Genomic DNA, 18,578 nt, shown 5'->3' on the forward strand with positions numbered 1-18,578 from the left:
GCCGTCGAAGGCGGACCGACCGGCCGCGGGGAGGGTGGACGGCCGGGCGGCGCACCTCCGGGACGTGGCCCGCCGTCCGCCACGGCAGTGTCGTTCCCGGCGCGGACGACGTCCCGACAGCGGGCGCCGCCGGGTGGTCGCTGGCAGGGTGGACGGCATGGTGACTTCCTCTCCCGTCGTCGTGGTGACCGGTGCGAACGGGCTGGTGGGCACCGCCGTGTGCCGGGCGCTGGTCGAGCGGTCGGCTCAGGTGCGCGCCGTCGTCCGCCGCGCCGGCAGCGCGCCCGTGCTCGACGGGGTCACCGAGCACGTCGGCGAGTTCGCCGACGAGGGTTTCGCCCGCGAGGTGACCCGGGGCGCCGACGCGGTCGTCACGACGGTGCACCCGATGGGCTCGCCCCGGGACGTGCAGCACCGGGTGGGTGCCGAGCAGACGCCGGCGCTAGCCCGGGCTGCCCGGGACGCCGGGGTCGCCCGGCTCGTGCACGTCTCCACGGCCGGGGTCTACGACCGCTCGGCCGGCGTCGGGGACGTGGCCGAGGACGGCGCCCTGCTCCCCGAGGGCAGCGGCGACTACCCCGACACCAAGAACGCCACCGACGTCGCGCTCGCGCAGGTCGGCGGGCTGACGACCGTGCTGGTCCGCCCGCCGGCGATCATCGGAGCCGGCGACACGTCGGTCTGGAACACGCTGCGCCCGCGAGCGGTCCGGGACGGGGAGCGCACCGCGAACCCGGCGCAGACCTGGGCGTGGGTGCACGTCGACGACCTGGCGGCCCTGATCGCCGACGTCGCCTCGGGCGCCGTCGCGAGCGCCGACGACCCGGAGCGGGGCCCCGTCGCCGGGAGCACGACGCCGGTTCTCGTCGCGGGCGAGCCGGCGACGTGGCGGGACTACCTCGGCACGGTGACCGACGCGCTGGGCGTCGCGCCCGAGTGGACCGACGAGCCGGTCTGGACCGGGCAGCTGCGCGCCGACCGTGCGCGCCGGTGGGGCTGGACGCCGCGGGTGAGCCTCGCGCAGGCCATGGACGAGCTGCGGCGGGGTCTTACGTCCCGTCCGTGACGGCCCCCGCCACCGCTGCTGCTCCCGGGCGCGGCCCGTGGAGCCGGGGAGCGGGGCAGGTGTGACGGGTCGTTGACGCGGCGGTGACAGGGGCCCGAGCACACTCCCGCCGTCGGGACGCGGTGCGACGGCGGGACCGGGCGGCCGCCTCGTCCCGGAGCCGGACGACCGCCGTCCGCCGCCCCAGGGAGCCCCCATGACGCTGCTCGACGAGGTGCGGGACGCCTGTGCCCGGCTGGCCCCCCACGGGTGGGCGGAGCTGTTGGCCGCCCACGGTCTGGACCTGACCGCGGCGGACCTGTCGAGCGAGCTGGCCAGACCACTGGCCGGGGTGGATCGCTCGATCCCCGGGTTCGAGGACTTCGCGCAGGAGGGGGAGCGCGGGATCGAACCAGGGGACCCCGACCGGAGCCTGCTCCACCACGCGCTGGCATCGCCCACCGTGCTGCAGGTCGGCGGCGTCGACCTGACGGCCTTCCCGACCCCGGCCGAGCTCGAGGCGGTGGAGAACTACGTGTTCGGGGTCCGGCCGCCGTCACTGGCAGAGCTCGCGGGGCGCGCCGGGGGAGACCTGCTGGCCGTCGCCGTGTTCGCCACCGAGTACCGGTCCGCCGTGGACTCGGTGCACCGCCGGCACGGAGAGCTGTGCGCCGCCCGCACGGGCATCGCCCGCGTGGGCACCCACGACCCGGAGTACGACGGGTCACGGCGCGGCTTCACGCCGTTCGTCGACGGTGACCCGCACGCCCTCCGCGTGCTCCCGGCGAGGTACTCGGCCTGGATCGCGGTGCAGCGCGAGGGCGACGAGGCGAGCTTCGGGCCGATGCGCTTCAGCTTCCGGGCGCGGCACCCGGAGCTCTTCCGGCGCGGTGCCGACGACCCGGTCGACCCCCATGACGACGCGCGCACGTTCTGGGTGCCGCTGCACAAGTTGTTCGACGGCCCCGAGTGCATCCACGGGATGGACCTGCGGGTCGACCTCCGCGCCCACCACGTGAACGAGAAGCTGCGCCGCGCGCACCGGGAGATGGGGCGCCGGGGTGCGGACTCCGGCTGGAGCTCTCCCGACATCGACCGGCCGCCGTTCCGGTTCACCGACGGCATCGCCGAGTTCTCCGCTCGTCCCGACGACGGCCGCGGCCTGCTGGTGCCCGTCCCGCACCCGTCGGTCGTCGCGGAGGCGGTCTACCAGGGGCGGCCCCTGACCTTCCGGGTGCCGCCGGAAGCGGAGCTGCGCAGCCGGACGACCTTCTCGCCCACCCTGGAGCTGACCGCCGACGGCCCGCGGCGGGCACCGGAGTACGTGCACGTGCGGACGGCGCCCGATGAGCCGGTCACCGACCTCAACGACCTGGCCGACCCCGCGGCCCGGGTGCGCGAGGGCGGCTACCGGGCGCAGCACTACGTCGACTTCACCGCGGACGGCTGGATCGAGCCGGTGTGCCCGCAGCTGCGCGTGGCGGTACCGCGGACGGTGCCGGCCTACTCCCTCGTCGCCGCGCCCGACTTCTTCTTCCGCTGCGAGCAGCGGAACGTCATGGAGTGGTGGCTGCAGCGGGTGCCCAGCGCGCTGCGCGCCACCCTCTGGGAGACCCCGCCGTTCACCCTGGCCGACGAGCGGATCGCGCCGAACCTCAAGCTGAACAACCTCGACTTCCGGGCCGGCGACCCCGCCGTCCCGGCGGCGGGCTTCCGGGAGGCCGACGACACGGTCACCGCGATCGTCTCGCTGCCGCGCCGGTCGCCCGTCGCGCGACGTCCCCTGCGGGACCCCCACCGCGAACGGCACAACCCCCTGCCCGACGGTGCCGCGGGGGTGTTCGCGCCGGGGTGGGACACCAGCTTCGACGTCAGCGGCGGGGTCACCCACCTCGCCGCCTACGGGCTCGGCAGCCCGTTCCCGGAGGACTCCAAGCTCTGCGCCGCGCTGAGCACCTTCTGGCCGGCGGTGGCCCCGGATGCGGGCCGCAGCTTCTCCCAGGTCTTCCCGACCGTCAGCCCGCTGACCGACGAGGAGATCGGCAGCACCGGGGACCTGCCGTGGGACGGGGTGCCGGGGCCACGCCCCGTCGGGGGCGCGGACGTGGCCGAGTACGCGAGCTTCGACCACGTCGACTACGTGGCCAACGCGCTCGCGGGGCGGTTCACCCTCGCCCTCACCGGACGCCTGGGGACGGCCGAGTACATGGGGCGCGTCCTCGCCATGGCGCGCGCGTACCTGGCGGTCGGCGTGGCGCCGGGTGACCCCCGCGGCAAGCGGGCCTGGAACGTCCTGTCGTTCCGCGCGGCCGGTGCGGGTGACGCGGACCTGCGCGCGGCGGAGGAGGCGACCGGGGAGGAGCTGGGCGCCGACGTCTGGCGCATCGAGATGTACCAGCCGGCGGCCGGCGCGGAGCAGCCGGCGGATCACCGGCTCCGCCGCTTCCGGGTCACCGAGCGTCGGCTGGTGCTGGTCGGCGGCGCCCCGGTGGTGCTGGTCCGCGCCGGGGCCACGTGGCACGTCCGGCATGTCTGACGGCGCGGGAGCGGCCGGGAACGGAGCTGACGACGCCGACGTGCTCGTGCTCGGCGGCGGCCCCGCGGGCTGCGCGGCCGCGCTGACCGCCGTCCAGCGGGGGCTCCGCGTCACCCTGCTCGAGGCCGAACACCTCCCGCGGGACCGCCCGGGGGAGACCCTGCACCCGGGCGTGGAACCGCTGCTGCGCGAGCTCGGCGTCGCCGAGGCCGTCGCGGCAGCCGGCTTCGAGCGGCACGAGGGGCACTGGGTCGCCTGGGGCGACACGCCCCGGTTCGTGGCCTTCGGCGCCGACGACTCCGGGCCGTGGCGGGGCCTGCAGGCCCGGCGGGCGGAGTTCGACGCCCTGCTGGTCGCACGGGCGTCGGCCGCCGGGGTGCAGGTGCACACCGGACGGCGCGCCCGCGCGGTCCTGGTGGACGGTGGGCGGGTGGCCGGCGTGGGAACGGACGACGGCGACGTGCACGCCCGCACCGTCGTCGACGCCACGGGCGCCCCGGGGTTCCTCCCCCGGCGGCTGGGGCTGGGTCAGGTGCGGTTCTCGCCGCCCCTGGTCGCCCGCTACGGCTACCTGCAGGGCAGGTGCGCGGTGCGGGACGAGGCCCCGTCGCTCGTGGCCGACGCCGACGGCTGGACCTGGACCGCGCGGACCGGCCCGGGCCTCTACACGTGGACGCGGGTGTGGCGACCGGGGCTGCGCGTGCCGCACGACTGGCTCCCCGGGGAGTTCCAGGGTCTGCGGCGACGCGTGCCCGACCGGGGTGCGGACGTCGGCTGGCGTTCCGCCTCCCGGGCGGCGGGACCGGGCTGGTACGTCGTGGGCGACGCGGCGGCCGTGCTCGACCCCGCGTCGTCGCACGGCGTCCTGCGCGCATTGATGTCCGGGATGCTCGCGGCGCACGCGATCAGCCGGACGGCGGTCGGCGCCGTCACCGAGGAGCGGGCCGCAGCCGCCTACCGGTCGTGGCTGCGGGACTGGCTGGGGCACGACGTGCAGGCGTTGGGCGAGCTGTACGCCCGCCTCCCGTGGCCGCCCTGGTCGGCGGCCGGACCGGGCTGACGCGCCCGACGCCACGGGCCGGGCGGGAACCGGTGCCCCTGCCGGTCGGCGGGCGTCCTCGCCCGGGGAGCGCGACCACGAGTCGCGCGCGGACCTCCGGGCACCGCACGATGTCCGCCAGGAGGTGAGGCCGGTGGCGGCGGGTGCGGACGGTCGGAGGGGGGAGCCGGACGGCCACCGATCGGACCCCGCCCTGGGCGGCTTCCCGGACCGGGCACCGGGAACCCGGCGCTGGTGCTTCGCCGACCAGCTCGGTCCGCACTTCCTGGACGGGCCGCAGCAGCCGGTGCTGCTGATCGAGTCCCGGGCCGTGTTCGCCCGCCGGAGGTTCCACCGGCAGAAGGCGCACCTGGTGCTCTCCGCCCTCCGGCACCGCGCCGCGGAGCTGGGGGACCGGGCCGAGTTCCACCAGGTGGGCACCTACGCCGAGGCGCTCGACCGGGTCCGGGAGCCGCTCAGCGTGTGCGCACCGACGTCGTGGGGCAGCCGCGACCTCGTCCTGCGGCGCCCGGGCGTGGAGATGCTCGCCGCTCGTGGCTTCGTCAGCAGCCAGGCGGACTTCGCGGCCTGGGCCGCGGGGCGCGGCCGGCAGCGGCTGCTCATGGAGGACTTCTACCGCGACGCCCGCCGGCGCCACGACGTCCTGATGGACGGCGCCCAGCCGGTGGGTGGCCGGTGGAACCTCGACGAGGAGAACCGGCAGCCGCCGCCCGCCGACGGCCGGTCGCCGGCCCCCGAACCGTGGTGGCCGGAGGAGGACGAGATCGACGAGGAGGTCCGCGCCGACCTCGACCGCTGGGTGGCCGCCGGCGACGCGTCCTTCGTCGGGGACGACGGTCCGCGGCTGTTCCCGGTCACCCGGCGCGAGGCGCTGCACCGGCTGGACGACTTCCTGGACACCCGGCTGGGCGCCTTCGGGCCGCACGAGGACGCCATGCTGCGCGACGAGCGGTGGCTGGCCCACTCCCTGCTGTCGCCCGCGCTCAACCTCGGCCTGCTCGACCCGATCGACGTCGTCGGCCGGGCCGAGCAGCGCTACCGCGACTCCGTCGCCGACGGCGACCCCCTGCCGCTGAACAGCGTGGAGGGCTTCGTCCGGCAGGTCATGGGCTGGCGCGACTACATCTGGCACATGTACTGGCACCTCGGCCGCGACTTCCGGCAGCGGAACTTCCTGGCCGCCCGCGAGGGGGTGCCGGGCTGGCTGGCCGGCCTCGACGACACCGCCGTGGACGCCGCGTGCCTCTCCGACGTCCTGGGCGACCTGCGCCGGGACGGCTGGGTGCACCACATCCCGCGCCTGATGGTGCTCGGCAACTACGCGCTCCAGCGCGGCATCGACCCCTCGGCGATGACCGACTGGTTCCACGAGACCTTCGTCGACGGCTACGAGTGGGTGATGGTCGCCAACGTCGTCGGGATGAGCCAGCACGCCGACGGCGGTGTGCTGGCCACCAAGCCCTATGCCTCCGGCGGCGCCTACATCGACCGGATGAGCGACTACTGCCGCGGTTGCCGCTACAACCCGAAGAAGCGGCTCGGGGAGGACGCCTGTCCCTACACCGCGGGCTACTGGGCCTTCCTCGACCGCACCCGCGACCTGCTGGCCGGCAACCACCGCATGCGCCGGCCGCTGCAGGGCCTGGACCGGCTCAAGGACCTGCCCGCGGTGGTCGAGCAGGAGCAGCGCCGCGGGACCGAGCCGCCGTAGGCGGCCGGCGACGGCGCCACCGGCCGACAGCACGCCGCGGGACACGATCCGTCGCCCTCATCGGGGACGCGACGGTCGACGAGACCCGGCGGGCCCTGACCGCGGAGCACTCTGCGGTGTCCACGAGGCCGGTCGCCGTCTGCTCCGGCGTCGCTTCCACCCACGCCGGCAGCGCCGCTACCTTCTGATGGTGTCCGGCGACGACGTCCAGGGCTGGGACCTGTCAGTACGTGGACAGCGGCATCGCGTGGAGGTCACCGGTTCGTTCTCCCGGACGGTCACCTGGCACGTCGACGGGCAACTGGTCGCCGTGACGAGATCCTCGGAGGACACCGTGCGGCTCGAGCCGGGTGACCGGCTGGAGAAGAGCGGCTCGGGAACCGACGCGCATGCCGAGGAGCTCCCGGACGTCGGCGCGATCGGGGTGAGGTTCACCGCCGTCGGGCGACCCAGGCGGGTCACCTGGTACCGGGCCGACGGCGAGGTCAGCGCCGCCACCCGCGCCCTGCTCGGAGCGGGTGGGATCGATCTGGATCCCGAGCCCGGGTCGCCCGCTGCCCTCCGCGAGGAACGGATCCGGCGGCATCCTCGACGGCACGCGGCGGTGACCGTCGCCGGAGGCGTCGGCAAGGTCGTCGTGCCGCTGCTGCTCGGCCTCCTCGCGGTCCGGCTGGCGACCGCCATCCCGTGGCCGGACTGGAACCTGCCGTCGATCCCGTGGCCGGACGTCGACCTGCCGTCGATCCCGTGGCCGGACGTCGAGCTGCCGGACTGGCAGGTCCCGGGCTGGGTGAGCTGGCTCGCCGACAAGATGACGTACGTCTGGCCGGTCATCCTGGCGGCGGCCCTCGCCCGCGCGGAGATCCGGCGCCGGCGCCGGCAGGACGCGCTGAAGGCGCAGCTCAAGGCCGAGGCGCTCGGCGACGAGGGCCCGACCGGCTCGCATCCGGACCAGTCGCGGATGCCGGGGCAGACCGATCGGGACCCGGGCCCCACGACGGCGGGCTGAGACCACGTCTCGGTCGTGTCCGATGCCGACGCCGGCTCCTCATCGGCCGTCGCGGACGACGTCGAGAACCGTTGTCCCACCGGGACGGAGGGGTGATGCTGGTGCATGGCGTCTCATCCGTCGTACGAACAGTCGAAGCAGGTCGCCGAGGCGAGCCGCGAGACCGAATGGACCCAGCCGTCGTTCGGCAAGGAGTTGTTCCTCGGCAACTTCCGTCTCGAGCTGATCCACCCGCAGCCGGAGCTCGATCCGGGCACGGCGCAAAAGGGTGAGCAGTTCCTCGCGCGCCTCCGCACGTTCCTCACCGAGCAGGTCGACCGGCAGCAGATCGAGCGTGAGGCAAGGATCCCCGAGCGCGTGCTGCAAGGCCTGAAGGAGCTGGGCGCGCTCGGCATGAAGATCCCCGAGGAGTACGGGGGTCTCGGGTTGAGCCAGGTCCACTACAACCGGGCGCTGGCCATGGCAGGTACGTGGCACTCGTCGATCTCGACGCTGCTCTCCGCGCACCAGTCCATCGGCCTGCCCGAGCCGCTGCGCCTGTTCGGCTCCGAGGAGCAGAAGCGCCACTGGCTGCCCAGGCTGGCCAGGGACCACATCTCGGCGTTCCTGCTCACCGAGCCGGACGTCGGCTCGGATCCGGCGCGGATGAGCACGACCGCGGTCCCGACCGATGACGGCACCGGCTACCGGATCAACGGCACGAAGCTGTGGGCGACCAACGGCGCCATCGCCGACGTGGTCGTGGTCATGGCCGTCGTCCCGGAGTCGGACGGCCATCGGGGCGGTATCACCGCGTTCCTGTGCCCGTGCGACCGCGCGGGCATCACGGTCGAACACCGCAACGAGTTCATGGGGCTCAGGGGCATCGAGAACTCGGTGACACGGTTCGACGACGTCTTCGTGCCCACCGAGGACGTCATCGGCGGCGAGGGCAAGGGCCTGCGGATCGCGCTCACCACGCTGAACACCGGCCGCCTCTCACTTCCCGCGTTCTGCTCGTCGGCGGTGAAGCACTCGCTCAAGATCGCGCGCGAGTGGTCGGGCGAGCGGACGCAGTGGGGTCGGCCCATCGGCGAGCACGACCCGATCGCGCAGAAGCTCGCCTGGCTGGCGGGCACCGCGTTCGGGCTGGAGGCGGTGCTCGACGTGTCCAGCCGGCTGGCCGATGACAAGCGCAACGACATCCGCATCGAGGCCGCCCTCGCCAAGCTCTACGCGTCGGAACTCGGCTGGACCGCCGTCGACGAGATGGTGCAGATCCGCGGCGGTCGCGCCTACGAGACCGCCGAGTCGCTCGCCCGGCGCGGCGAGAAGCCGGTACCGGCGGAGCAGATGCTGCGCGACATGCGCATCAACCGGATCTTCGAGGGCTCGACGGAGATCATGCACCTGCTGATCGCCCGGGAAGCCGTCGACGAGCACCTGAGGGTCGCGGGGGACCTGGTCCTCGGGAACGCCCGTCCCGCCGACAGGGCCAAGGCCGCCGCGAAGGCGGGCGTCTTCTACGCCCGGTGGCTCCCGACGCTCACCACGGGCGCCGGGCAGCGTCCCGGCTCCTTCTCCGAGTTCGGGCGGCTGGCCCGTCACGTGCGCTACGTCGAGCGCCACTCCCGCAAGCTCGCGCGTTCGACCTTCTACGCGATGGGGCGTCACCAGGCTCGCCTCGAGCAGAAGGGCCACCTGCTCGGCCGGATCGTCGACATCGGTGCCGAGCTCTACGCGATCTCGTGCACCTGCGTCTACGCGGACACCATCGGGCGAGAACAGCCCGCCCGCAGGCAGGAGGCCGTGGAACTGGCCGACCTGTTCTGCCGTCAGGCCCGTCGCCGAGCCGATCGGCTGTTCGCGGAGCTGTGGGACAACGACGACCACGACCAGTACCGGGCCGCGCAGCAGGTGCTCTCCGGCCGGTACGCGTGGTTCGAGGAGGACGTGCTCGACCCGGCGGGGAACGGCCCGATGATGCCTGCGCACGCCCCACCGGCGGCCGAGCAGTTCGACGCGGCTCCGCCCACGGTCGGGGCCGCGCCCGCCCCGTAGGCCGGTGTCCGCCGAACGGGTCCGAGGCCCGACGCAGCGCGGCGGACACGGGGTCGCTCCGCCGACCGCGGCGGAGTGCGTCAGCGCGCTGCACGAGCTCCGGTCGCCCGCGGAGCTGCCCACCACCAGGCAGCGCCTCTCACCCGGGGAGGAGGCGATCGGCATCCGGATGCGGGACGCGGCTCAGCGGCGCCGGCTCCTGGACTGACGGGTTCCGAGCGCGGACGGATCGTGCGACGGGTACGGATCCGCTGCCCGACCCTGTACGGGTCGCGCTCGCCGCCCCCCTGGGTGAGGCTGTGCCGGTGAGGATCCTGGTCACCGGCGCGTCGGGGTTCGTGGGCAGCCGGCTGGCCACCGCGCTCGACGAGGCCGGGCACGACGTCCGGGCGATGACCCGACGGCCGGAGCACTACGAGGGGGCCGGTACCCCGGTCGCGGGCGACGTCGGCGACGAGGCATCGCTGCGGGCGGCGCTCGAGGGCTGCGAGGTCGCCTACTACCTGGTGCACTCCCTCGGCGACGCGGACTTCGAGCGCAAGGACGCCGACGCGGCGCGCGCCTTCGCCCGGGCCGCCGCCGCGGCCGGGACCGGCCGGATCGTCTACCTCGGCGGCCTGGGCCGGGAGGACGAGCGGCTGTCGCGGCACCTGCGCAGCCGTCGCGAGGTCGAGCGGCTCCTCGCCGGCACCGGCCTGCCGGTGACCGTGCTGCGGGCGGGGATCGTGGTCGGCCACGGCGGGGTGTCCTGGGAGATGACCCGCCAGCTGGTGGCCCACCTGCCCGCCATGGTCACCCCCCGGTGGGTCAGCACACGGACCCAGCCCATCGCGGTCGCCGACGTCGTCCGGTACCTGGTCGGTGTCCTCGATGCACCGGACACGGACGGCCGGGTGTTCGAGGTGGGCGGCCCGGAGGTGCTCACCTACCTGCAGATGCTCACCCGGGTGGCCGACATCCAGAACCGCCACCTGTTCGTCGTCCCCGTGCCGCTGCTCAGCCCGCAGCTGTCCTCGCGCTGGCTGGCCCTGGTCACCGACGTGGACGTCGCCACCGGCCGCTCGCTCATCGACTCGATGACCATCGAGGTGGTCGTCACCGACGACGCCATCCGCTCGGTCGTCCCGTTCGAGCCCATGGACTACGACGAGATGGTGATGACCGCCCTGGTCGAGCGGGCGCGGGATCGCCGGCAGCAGGTCGGGGAGCGGCGCGGCGGGTGGCTGAGCCGCGGAGCCCGGCGGTGACCGGCGGCCGAGCCCTCCCACGGCTGCGGGCCGCGGTCGAGCGGGCGGCCGGGCCGCTGCTGCGCAGCGTCCCGCGCGACCACCGGGAGAGCGACGCGGCCTTCCGGCGCCGCCGGCGGGTCACCGGCGCCGTCGCGGTGACCGGCGCGTCCCTGCTGGGGGTGTCGTTGTCCACGCCGCCGGGCTCCCCGCGGTTCTACGGGCTGACCCTCGGGGTCGCCGGCACCTGGGTGGCCGGAGGGCTGGCGTCCGGGCCGCTGCACCTGGGCCGGATGTTCGGGCCCGGGGACCGGCTGCGCCGGCCGCTGATCACCCCGGTGGTCTCGGGGGCCGCCGTCTTCGGGGCCTTCTACGCCGCGGCGCTGGTCGCCCGGCGGATCCCGGTCCTGGAGCGGGCGATCGGCTCGGTGCTCCGCTACGCCGACCAGGGGTCGACCCCGCTGGTGCTCACCACGACGCTGGCCAACGGCATGGCGGAGGAGGTGTTCTTCCGCGGCGCCCTGTACGCGGCGGCGGGCGAGCACCGGCCGGTGCTCGTGTCGACCGCCGTCTACGGCCTGGCCACCACGGCCACCCGCAACCCGGCGCTCGTGCTGGCGAGCGTCCCGATGGGGCTGCTCTTCGCGGTGCAGCGCCGGATCACCGGAGGGATCCAGGCGCCCATGCTCACGCACGTGGTGTGGTCGGCCCTGATGCTGCGCTACCTGCCTCCGCTGTTCGTCCGCCGGCTCGCGGAGGAGCGGTCGTCGTCGTCCGGGAGGGCGGACGGCAGCCGCTGACGGGCGCGGCCGGCTCGACGACCGGCCGCGCCCGTCAGCGTCATCTGCGGCGGCGGGCCAGGACGGTCGCCAGCACCACCGCGACGGCGCCCGCGGCGAGCAGCCGCCGGCCTCGGCCGGCGGCGATCACCACCACGGCGGCACCGGGCCGCACCAGCCGGGTGCCGAGCAGCAGCGCCCCGGCCGGCGAGTCGACGCCGGCACCGGCGACGGCCACCGGACGCGTGGGGGACTCCAGGTGCGCGGTGATCCCGGAGGCGGCCAGCGCCTCGGCCAGCCCGCCCAGGTCACGGCGACCCGGCGCCACCCCCGTCCGTGCGGTCGCCGCCTCCCGGACCCGGGCCACGAAGGTCCCGACGTCCGCGGCGACGATCCGCACGTCCGCGCCGTCGGCGCGCACCTGCACGCCCACCCCGTCCACCTCCAGCGACAGTTCGCCGGACAGGTGCACCGGGCCGCGCGGGTCGGTCATCCCCGGCTGGCGTTCTCGGTGGTCGTGATGCGCAGGGTGCCGTTGAGCCGCCAGACGGCTCGCGGCGCATCCGGCCCGGTCTCGCGCGGCACTTCGACGACCATCTCGACGAACTCGTAGTTGATCGCCGCGCCCTTGCCGGTCAGGTAGGACCACATCTCCTTGCCGAGGTCGGCGAAGCTGGTGGTCTCGTGGCTCTTGATGTCCCGGGAGCCGGTCGCGGCGTCGCTGTCGGTCATGCTCATGGGGGAGTTCTCCTCGCGCGTCGGGATGGCCGCCGGCGCGCCCGCCGACGTCAGTCGCGCGCTACCCGATCGCGCCCCAGCCGAACCGGGGGCGGTGGCCGGCGTCGCCCGGGGGCAGGGGACGACGCCGGCCGCTGCGGTCAGCGGACCGCGGCGCTCGCCCGGGCTGCCCGGCGAGCCGCCTGCTGGGCGCGGGGGTTCCAGCGCCGGGCCGCGATGAGCCGACGGGCGTGCGGGTCCGCCGCCGGACCGCCGCTGAACCGCTCCGGGCGGAGCGCCACGGACCGGTGCTCGGTGGTCCCGCGCTCGGTCCGCTGCGTCCGGACCTCACGCGGGGCCGGCAGGCCGACGGTGGTCCCGGCGCGGGGTGCCGGGGTCTCGGGCAGGGCGGCCATGTCTCAGGCCTCCACGTAGTCGACGCTGCCGTCGGACAGGACGGTCGCGGTCACGGCCAGGCTGTCGGAGACGTCGTCGACGTTGGTGACCGTGCAGGGCAGGGGCGTCTGCGAGCCGTCCACCAGGACCCGCCGGCCACCGGCGTCGCACGAGGCCGTGACCGGCACCCCGTAGTCCGCGCCCACCTGCTCGGCAAGGATCTGCTCGACGAGGTCCAGCATGACGATCTCGTCGTCCAGGTCGAACCGGACGTTGCCGTCGCCGTCCTCCTGCCGGACGGTGAAGGTCACCGGCTGGCCGTCGAGCTGCGCGGAGCAGGTGAAGGTGCCGCCGGCCTCGGCGGTCACGTCGGTCGGGCAGTCCACGTCCGTGGCGGCCACGCCGGCCTGCTGCGCGGTCTCCGCGGCGATCCGGTCGGCGACCCCTGCCGTGTCCAGCGTGGGGTCGCCGAGCAGGAGCAGGGCGCCACCGGCCAGACCGGCGACGGCGAAGACGACGCCACCGACGGCCGCGGCGATCCGGCCGGTGCTGCGGCGGGGCGGCGACGGCGGGAGCGGCGACGGGCCGAACCCCGGCGGCGGCACGGGCGGCACCGGCGGCAGCGGGTGGTAGCCGGCGGGCCGGCCGGGCGCGACGTAGCCCGGGGCCTGGGCGGTGGACGGGTAGGAGCTGGTCTCTGGTGCCATGATCTCTCTCTTCCGGGGTGGTGCGAGAACCATGGCGGAGAGCACTTGTGCGGCGCTTGCCGCTGACTTGGGCCCGGCCTGCCCCCCGGCAGCACCGCCGGCGAGGGCAGCCGGCTGACGTCAGACCGGCTCGGCGAGCGGCTGGGGACCGGCCGCGGCGAGCTCCCATCGCATCCTGCACGGAGCACAACGGCGCGGCCGGCACCGTCCGTGAGCGTCGCTCGCCGGTGCGGGGGCGACCCTCCTCGGTGACCGCGCGATGACGCGGCCGTGACGGGGGCGGTGGCGTAATCGGGGATCTCAGCACAGCAGCTGTCCGCGCGGGCGGGGGCCGCCCCCGGTGGGGCGTGGCCGATCGCGGCAGGAGTCCAGTCGAGCACCCGAGGAGGGGCCGTGACCAATCCGTTCAACCCGAACCTGCCGCCGCCCATCGTGAAGATCAAGGCGGACAACGAGAAGCTCCAGGAGAAGGTCAAGATCGAGGACGAGAACTTCAAGCTGTTCGAGAAGCCCCCCAAGGAGAAGTTCGAGAAGAGCGAGAAGCACGAGTTCAAGGAGCACAAGCTCGAACTCAAGGAGCACAAGAACGAGATCAAGGAGGTCAAGGGCGACAAGGAGAAGGACAAGGAGAAGGAGCTCAAGGAGAACAAGCTCGAGATCAAAGAGGCCAAGATCGAGAAGATCGAGCGCGAGGAGATCAAGCCGATCGAGCAGAAGGTCGTCAAGGAGAACAAGGAGGCGGAGGTCCCGGGCTTCGAGCAGCTGCGGGTCTCACCGCTCATCGACCGCGACATGCTCATGCGTCATGCGGACGCGTTGGAGGCGATGGGCCGCGAGCTCCGGCACTTCATCGAGGCCGGCGACCGTCCCGACCTGAGCCGGGGCGCGTTGCACGAGGAGCCTGATCAGCGCGACGACCAGCGCGACGACAACCGGTAGCGGGCCCGACGTGTGGCTCGTGCTGACCCATACCGCTGACGAATCCGGTCTGTGGGCCTACTCCCGGCTGCGTGCGCGCTCGCGGGGAGAGACCCGGATCGTCCTCCTGGAGGAGCTGGACCTCGCGAGCACGACCTGGGAGCACGGCGTCGGCCGGCAGGGCACCCGGACGTGCGTGCACCTGGCCGATGGACGCCGGGTCGAGGCGGGCGGGGGAGGCGCTGTCCTGAACCGCCTGCCCCGGGCGCCCTGGGCGCTCCTCACGACGGGGCCACCCGGCGAGGCCGCCTACGCCACGAGCGAGCTGCACGCCTTCGCCATGAGCTGGCTCCGATCCCTGGCGCCCGTCGTCGTCAACGCGCCGACGGCGCAGGGGCTGAGTGGCCGGTGGCGTTCCGCGCTGCACTGGCGCGCCCTGGCCGTCCAGGCCGGGCTCCCGGTGGTCCCGCTCCACCTGAGCAGCACCGAGCCGGCGCCCCTCGACGACGCCGGGCCCTCCGCCGTCGTCCTGGCCGTGGGCGGCGAGATCGTCGGCGCACCCGCCCCGCCCGCGGTGCGGTGTGCGGTCCGGCGTCTCGCGGCCCTGGCCGACACCGCCATCCTGGGTCTGCGCTTCTCCGGTGCCGTACCCGCATCGGGCGGCTGGCGGCTGCTCGACGCCACTCCGCAGCCCGATCTGCGGAGCGGCGGCGAATCCGGGATCGCGGCACTGGAAGCGCTGGCCCGGTGATACTCCTCTGCGGCATCCCCAGCGAGAGCTCGCTCGGGATGGTGGCTGCCGCGCTGGAGCGCCGCGGCGCCGACTGCGTCCTGGTCAACCAGCGCCACGTACGGGAGACCGCGGTCCACCTCGTCGTGGACGACGACGGGATGCGTGGTGAGCTCTCCGGCCCGGGCTACGCGGTCCGGCTCGACGAGGTCGACGGCGTGTACCTGCGGTTCATGGACGACCGGTGCCTCCCGGAACTGGAGCACGAACCCCACGACTCGAGGGTCCGAGCCGCCGGCCGTGCCCTGCACGAGATCCTCGGGCAGTGGGCGGACGTGGCGCCGGCGCAGGTGGTGAACCGCTACGTGGCCATGGGCTCCAACTTCTCGAAGCCGTACCAGGCGCAACTCATCCGGGAGCACGGTTTCGACGTGCCGGAGACGCTGGTGACCGACGACCCCGACCGCGTCCTGGCGTTCCGCGACGCCCACGGCCCGCTCGTCTACAAGTCGATCAGCAGCGAGCGCTCCGTCGTCCAACGGCTCGAGGAGAAGGACGTCGCGCGCCTCGATCGCATCCGGTGGTGCCCGGTCCAGTTCCAGGCCTACGTGCCGGGCCCCAACCTCCGCGTGCACACGGTGGGCGACGAGGTCTTCGGCACGCTGATCGAGACGGAGGCGGTCGACTACCGGTACGCGACGCGGCAGGCGGGGCGCGCAGCCACGTTCCGGCCCTACGAGCTCGACGGGGACCTGTCCGGACGCTGCGTCGGCCTGGCGGCGGACCTCGGTCTGGCGGTGGCGGGGATCGATCTCAAACTGGCGCCCGACGGGCGGGTCGTGTGCCTCGAGGTGAACCCGAGCCCGGTCTTCAGCTACTACGAACTCCACACCGGCCAGCCCATCGCGGAGGCGATAGCCCGGCTGCTGGATCGGAGGTGAGCCGTCCCCGACGGGTCAGCCGCCGGCGCAGGACACGAGGACCTCCGGGTCGTGGGTGGCTGCCTTCGGCAGTCCCGCCCACGCCCGGAGGTCCTCCTCGGACGCGATCAGCCGACCCGTGCCGTCGCACGGGCTCGGCCGACGTCTTCGGCCACGACCACTAGAACGAGCGCTTGGTCAGCCGCCAGACCTGCCCGTCGGTGCCCGGCGCGCCGAGCCCGGTGCCCGGGGAGAGCGAGTACGCGGACACGTACACGTTCCCGGGCTGGTCGACGACCACGCCCGCCGGCGACGGCACGGGCAGCGTGGCCCGTGCGCCGTTCTTCGGCACGAACACCACCTGACCCGCCCCGTCGGCGCCGCCGAAGAGCTCGCTGACGTACAGGTTGCCCGCCTGGTCCTGTGCGGCACCGGTCACCCCGGTGAAGCCGGTCCAGGTCTGCTGGATCGCCCCGGTTTGGCGGTCCAGCTCCCAGACCCGCCCCGCGCCGGGCACCAGCGACCCGAGGCCCGCCACGATGACATCGCCGTCCCGGCTGAAGGTGAGCGACGTCGGGACCGGGTCGCAGAAGTTGCCACCCTGGTTGGGGCGCGTGTCACAGGCGCCACCGCTGACGTTGGGCAGGACGGCGAACACGCTGATCTCGCCGCTACCGTCGACGGCGAGGATGTCGTTGCCGGCGGCGTCGGCCACCAGCACCCGGTCGCCGAGGTCGAGCACCCCGTACGGGTTCGACTCGACACCCTGGCCGTCCGGGTCGTTCGCCGACTCGTAGGCGCGGATGTCGGCGACCACGACGGCCGGCTGGCCCGCCGCCGCGCGCAGCAGGCTGCCCTCCTGCTCCTCCGGGAGCCCGTTGATGCCGTCCGGGACGTCGACGTCCTTGGCGATGAAGATCCGGTCCAGGGACCGCGCGCTCGCCGCGTCGTTCCCCGTCGCGCCGATCCCGGACGGGCCGGCCTCGGACAGCAGGCCGGTCACCACGCGCTCCGCGGTGACCCCCTGGGCCTTGCTGGGGCGCCGCACGATGCTGACCGCCCCGGTGGTGCCGACGCACACCTGCTCCCCGCCTACGACAGCACAGTCATCGCCGCCGGTTCCGGACTCCGCGATGACCAGCACCCCGTCATCGGTCAGGCCCAGCTGCCGCGGGTTGTCCAGCTGCCGCGCCACCGGCACCGGAGCCAGCCGCGACGCTTCGGCCGGACCACCTGGCGCCGCAACGGCGGGACTGACCAGCACCGTCGTGATCGCCAGGCCGGTGGTGGCCGCTGCACACACGAGACGTTTCATCGTTTCCCCTAGTGGGTCGAGGGCCTGGGCCGTCGGCGCGGCCCCGTGAGGGAGGCGAAGATTGGCAGCGCGGCCCAGGGCCGTCAACCACTGCGCCGTCTCGCTCTCGGGACGTTCTCGTTCCGCAAAACGCCGTCCCTGCAGTGTCCGAGGGGCGGCGGCCGACCGCGTGCAGCGCGTGGCGAGGGTGAGTACGAGCAGCCGGGCCTGGAGCGGATCGTCAGCAGACCGGATCGATCAGGCCGTGGTGGATGGCGAAGCGTGTCGCCGCAGCACGGCTGGTGACGGCGATCTTGGCGTAGGTGCGCTCGATGTGCGTCGCTGCGGTCTTGGGTGAGCTTCCGAGCATGCGAGCCACCTGCTTGGCGGAGGCTCCTGTGCCGATCAGCACCAGCACCTCGGTCTCCCGCGGGGTCAGGCCCGCCGGTCCGGAGACCCGTCTCGATCTCCGGCTGACCGCGCTCAGGACGATCTCCACGGCCCCACCGTCGAGTCGTCCGGCGCGGGCGTCGGCCCGCAGTTCGGCCACGGCGTCGGTACGGATACCGCGGTGGCCGCGCAGCGGTCCTGCCCGGTCGGCCATCCGGCGGTGGGCATCGCCGGCCGCGATGAGGTGGCTGTAGTCGGCGGAGGTGTCCACGAGCTCGCTCGGGTCGTCGCCCACGGTCCAGGCGTCGTGGCCTGGGGGGATCACGACCGCATCTCCTTCGGGAGCCGGTGGCCGGCTCGGCAGAGGTCGGTGCCGACCACGGGCCGGACGTCGTCCGACCACCGCCAGCAGCACTCTTCCCCCTTGTCCCCTTGTGGGCGGCGGGAACACACTCGGTCCATGGCAGCGGTCTGGGCGGCGCTCGTCACTGGTGTGACCGCAGTTGCAGTCGCCGCGGTCACGATGTTCGCCCAGGCACGTTCGGCCCAGCGGCAGCGGGAGCATGATGCCGCTCAGCGCGCTGCCGAGAGGAAGGCCGCGGCGTACGCCGAGGCATTGGCGGCCATAGCAGTCGCGGCGGGCCTCATCGCAGAGATCGCGGCCGTCAAGAATGGCGGCTGGAGTCCGCTCGACGAAGAAGCACTCGGCGAACAGCTGCATGACGCAGACATGGAGATCCGCCGGGCACGCGAAGCTATCCGACTGAGCGCCGACCGTGAGGCCCTTACGTTGTTCGAGGCCATGTGGAAGCCGGCGCGCGACCTGCGAAAGATGCTCGTAGCCGGTCACGGCCCGGCTGACCAGAACTGGCTCGACCTCCATGAACGACTCGACAGCGCGCGGCAACAGTTCGCGGCGACGCTCGTCCCGCGTGCCGTCGAGCGGCTGTGAAGTGGATCCATGGAAGCAGCCCGGGCCACAGGGGGTCGTGCGGAAAGGGAGCTGTCGTCGGTGTCCGCCCGGAGCGGGTCGCCGACGAGGGTGAGCCAGGCGGCGTAGCACCGCTCGGTGCGTTCCACGCCTCCACGGTGGGAGGACG

The 18,578-nt window shown here is 74.1% G+C and carries 18 protein-coding genes; 12 read left to right on the top strand and 6 right to left on the bottom strand.

Annotated elements, in window-relative coordinates:
* Positions 1-157: 157 nt before the first annotated feature.
* The 8 genes from O2W17_RS19235 (at position 158) to O2W17_RS19270 (ending at position 11,427) form a co-directional block, all read left to right on the top strand.
* Positions 158-1,066 (top strand): NAD-dependent epimerase/dehydratase family protein, encoded by a 909-nt coding sequence (locus O2W17_RS19235; protein WP_269194062.1) that lies wholly within the window; start codon positions 158-160, stop codon positions 1,064-1,066.
* Between the two features lie 196 nt (positions 1,067-1,262).
* Positions 1,263-3,581: a hypothetical protein gene (locus O2W17_RS19240; RefSeq protein ID WP_269194063.1), complete on the top strand. Its 2,319-nt coding sequence runs from the start codon at positions 1,263-1,265 to the stop codon at positions 3,579-3,581.
* The gene (locus O2W17_RS19245) at positions 3,574-4,641 is read left to right on the top strand and encodes an NAD(P)/FAD-dependent oxidoreductase (RefSeq protein WP_269194064.1); all 1,068 of its coding nucleotides are present in this window, start codon (positions 3,574-3,576) and stop codon (positions 4,639-4,641) included. Before O2W17_RS19240 ends, O2W17_RS19245 begins: the two co-directional genes overlap by 8 nt.
* A gap of 133 nt (positions 4,642-4,774) precedes the next feature.
* On the top strand, positions 4,775-6,352 hold the full coding sequence (locus O2W17_RS19250; RefSeq protein WP_269194065.1) for a cryptochrome/photolyase family protein: 1,578 nt from the start codon (positions 4,775-4,777) through the stop codon (positions 6,350-6,352).
* 247 nt (positions 6,353-6,599) lie between these two features.
* Positions 6,600-7,361 carry a hypothetical protein gene (locus O2W17_RS19255; RefSeq protein ID WP_269194066.1) on the top strand — a complete coding sequence of 254 codons (762 nt, stop codon included), beginning with the start codon at positions 6,600-6,602 and terminating at the stop codon, positions 7,359-7,361.
* 105 nt (positions 7,362-7,466) lie between these two features.
* Positions 7,467-9,401 carry an acyl-CoA dehydrogenase family protein gene (locus tag O2W17_RS19260; RefSeq protein ID WP_269194067.1) on the top strand — a complete coding sequence of 645 codons (1,935 nt, stop codon included), beginning with the start codon at positions 7,467-7,469 and terminating at the stop codon, positions 9,399-9,401.
* A 305-nt stretch (positions 9,402-9,706) separates the two neighbouring features.
* Positions 9,707-10,648: an NAD(P)H-binding protein gene (locus O2W17_RS19265; RefSeq protein WP_269194068.1), complete on the top strand. Its 942-nt coding sequence runs from the start codon at positions 9,707-9,709 to the stop codon at positions 10,646-10,648.
* Positions 10,645-11,427 carry a CPBP family intramembrane glutamic endopeptidase gene (locus O2W17_RS19270; RefSeq protein WP_269194069.1) on the top strand — a complete coding sequence of 261 codons (783 nt, stop codon included), beginning with the start codon at positions 10,645-10,647 and terminating at the stop codon, positions 11,425-11,427. The genes O2W17_RS19265 and O2W17_RS19270 overlap by 4 nt, the downstream gene beginning before the upstream one ends.
* 40 nt (positions 11,428-11,467) lie before the next feature.
* On the opposite strand, the gene O2W17_RS19275 is transcribed toward O2W17_RS19270, so the two are convergent.
* The 4 genes from O2W17_RS19275 to O2W17_RS19290 form a co-directional block, all read right to left on the bottom strand.
* On the bottom strand, positions 11,468-11,899 hold the full coding sequence (locus O2W17_RS19275) for a hypothetical protein (RefSeq protein ID WP_269194070.1): 432 nt from the start codon (positions 11,897-11,899) through the stop codon (positions 11,468-11,470).
* Entirely contained in the window at positions 11,896-12,144 is a 249-nt protein-coding gene (locus O2W17_RS19280) for a hypothetical protein (protein WP_269194071.1), read from the bottom strand. Before O2W17_RS19280 ends, O2W17_RS19275 begins: the two co-directional genes overlap by 4 nt.
* 140 nt (positions 12,145-12,284) lie before the next feature.
* Positions 12,285-12,539, bottom strand: a complete 255-nt coding sequence (locus O2W17_RS19285) for a hypothetical protein (RefSeq protein ID WP_269194072.1) — start codon at positions 12,537-12,539, stop codon at positions 12,285-12,287.
* A 3-nt stretch (positions 12,540-12,542) separates the two neighbouring features.
* Entirely contained in the window at positions 12,543-13,226 is a 684-nt protein-coding gene (locus tag O2W17_RS19290; RefSeq protein WP_269194073.1) for a DUF4333 domain-containing protein, read from the bottom strand.
* A 393-nt stretch (positions 13,227-13,619) separates the two neighbouring features.
* Here O2W17_RS19290 and O2W17_RS19295 point away from each other — a divergent pair, with 393 nt between their 5' ends.
* The 3 genes from O2W17_RS19295 to O2W17_RS19305 are packed head-to-tail and all read left to right on the top strand — an operon-like array spanning position 13,620 to position 15,815.
* Positions 13,620-14,165 carry a hypothetical protein gene (locus O2W17_RS19295; protein ID WP_269194074.1) on the top strand — a complete coding sequence of 182 codons (546 nt, stop codon included), beginning with the start codon at positions 13,620-13,622 and terminating at the stop codon, positions 14,163-14,165.
* 10 nt (positions 14,166-14,175) lie between these two features.
* The gene (locus O2W17_RS19300; RefSeq protein WP_269194075.1) at positions 14,176-14,895 is read left to right on the top strand and encodes a hypothetical protein; all 720 of its coding nucleotides are present in this window, start codon (positions 14,176-14,178) and stop codon (positions 14,893-14,895) included.
* A complete protein-coding gene (locus O2W17_RS19305) occupies positions 14,892-15,815 on the top strand; it encodes an ATP-grasp domain-containing protein (protein ID WP_269194076.1) in 924 nt (307 codons plus the stop codon). Before O2W17_RS19300 ends, O2W17_RS19305 begins: the two co-directional genes overlap by 4 nt.
* A gap of 160 nt (positions 15,816-15,975) precedes the next feature.
* Here the strand turns inward: O2W17_RS19305 and O2W17_RS19310 are convergent, their stop codons facing one another.
* Positions 15,976-17,097: a ScyD/ScyE family protein gene (locus O2W17_RS19310; protein ID WP_269194077.1), complete on the bottom strand. Its 1,122-nt coding sequence runs from the start codon at positions 17,095-17,097 to the stop codon at positions 15,976-15,978.
* 232 nt (positions 17,098-17,329) lie between these two features.
* A complete protein-coding gene (locus O2W17_RS19315) occupies positions 17,330-17,803 on the bottom strand; it encodes a helix-turn-helix transcriptional regulator (RefSeq protein WP_269194078.1) in 474 nt (157 codons plus the stop codon).
* Between the two features lie 135 nt (positions 17,804-17,938).
* Here O2W17_RS19315 and O2W17_RS19320 point away from each other — a divergent pair, with 135 nt between their 5' ends.
* Positions 17,939-18,430, top strand: a complete 492-nt coding sequence (locus O2W17_RS19320) for a hypothetical protein (protein ID WP_269194079.1) — start codon at positions 17,939-17,941, stop codon at positions 18,428-18,430.
* Positions 18,431-18,578 lie beyond the last annotated feature (148 nt).

The organism is Blastococcus sp. VKM Ac-2987, assembly GCF_026967805.1.
Lineage (GTDB): Bacteria > Actinomycetota > Actinomycetes > Mycobacteriales > Geodermatophilaceae > Blastococcus.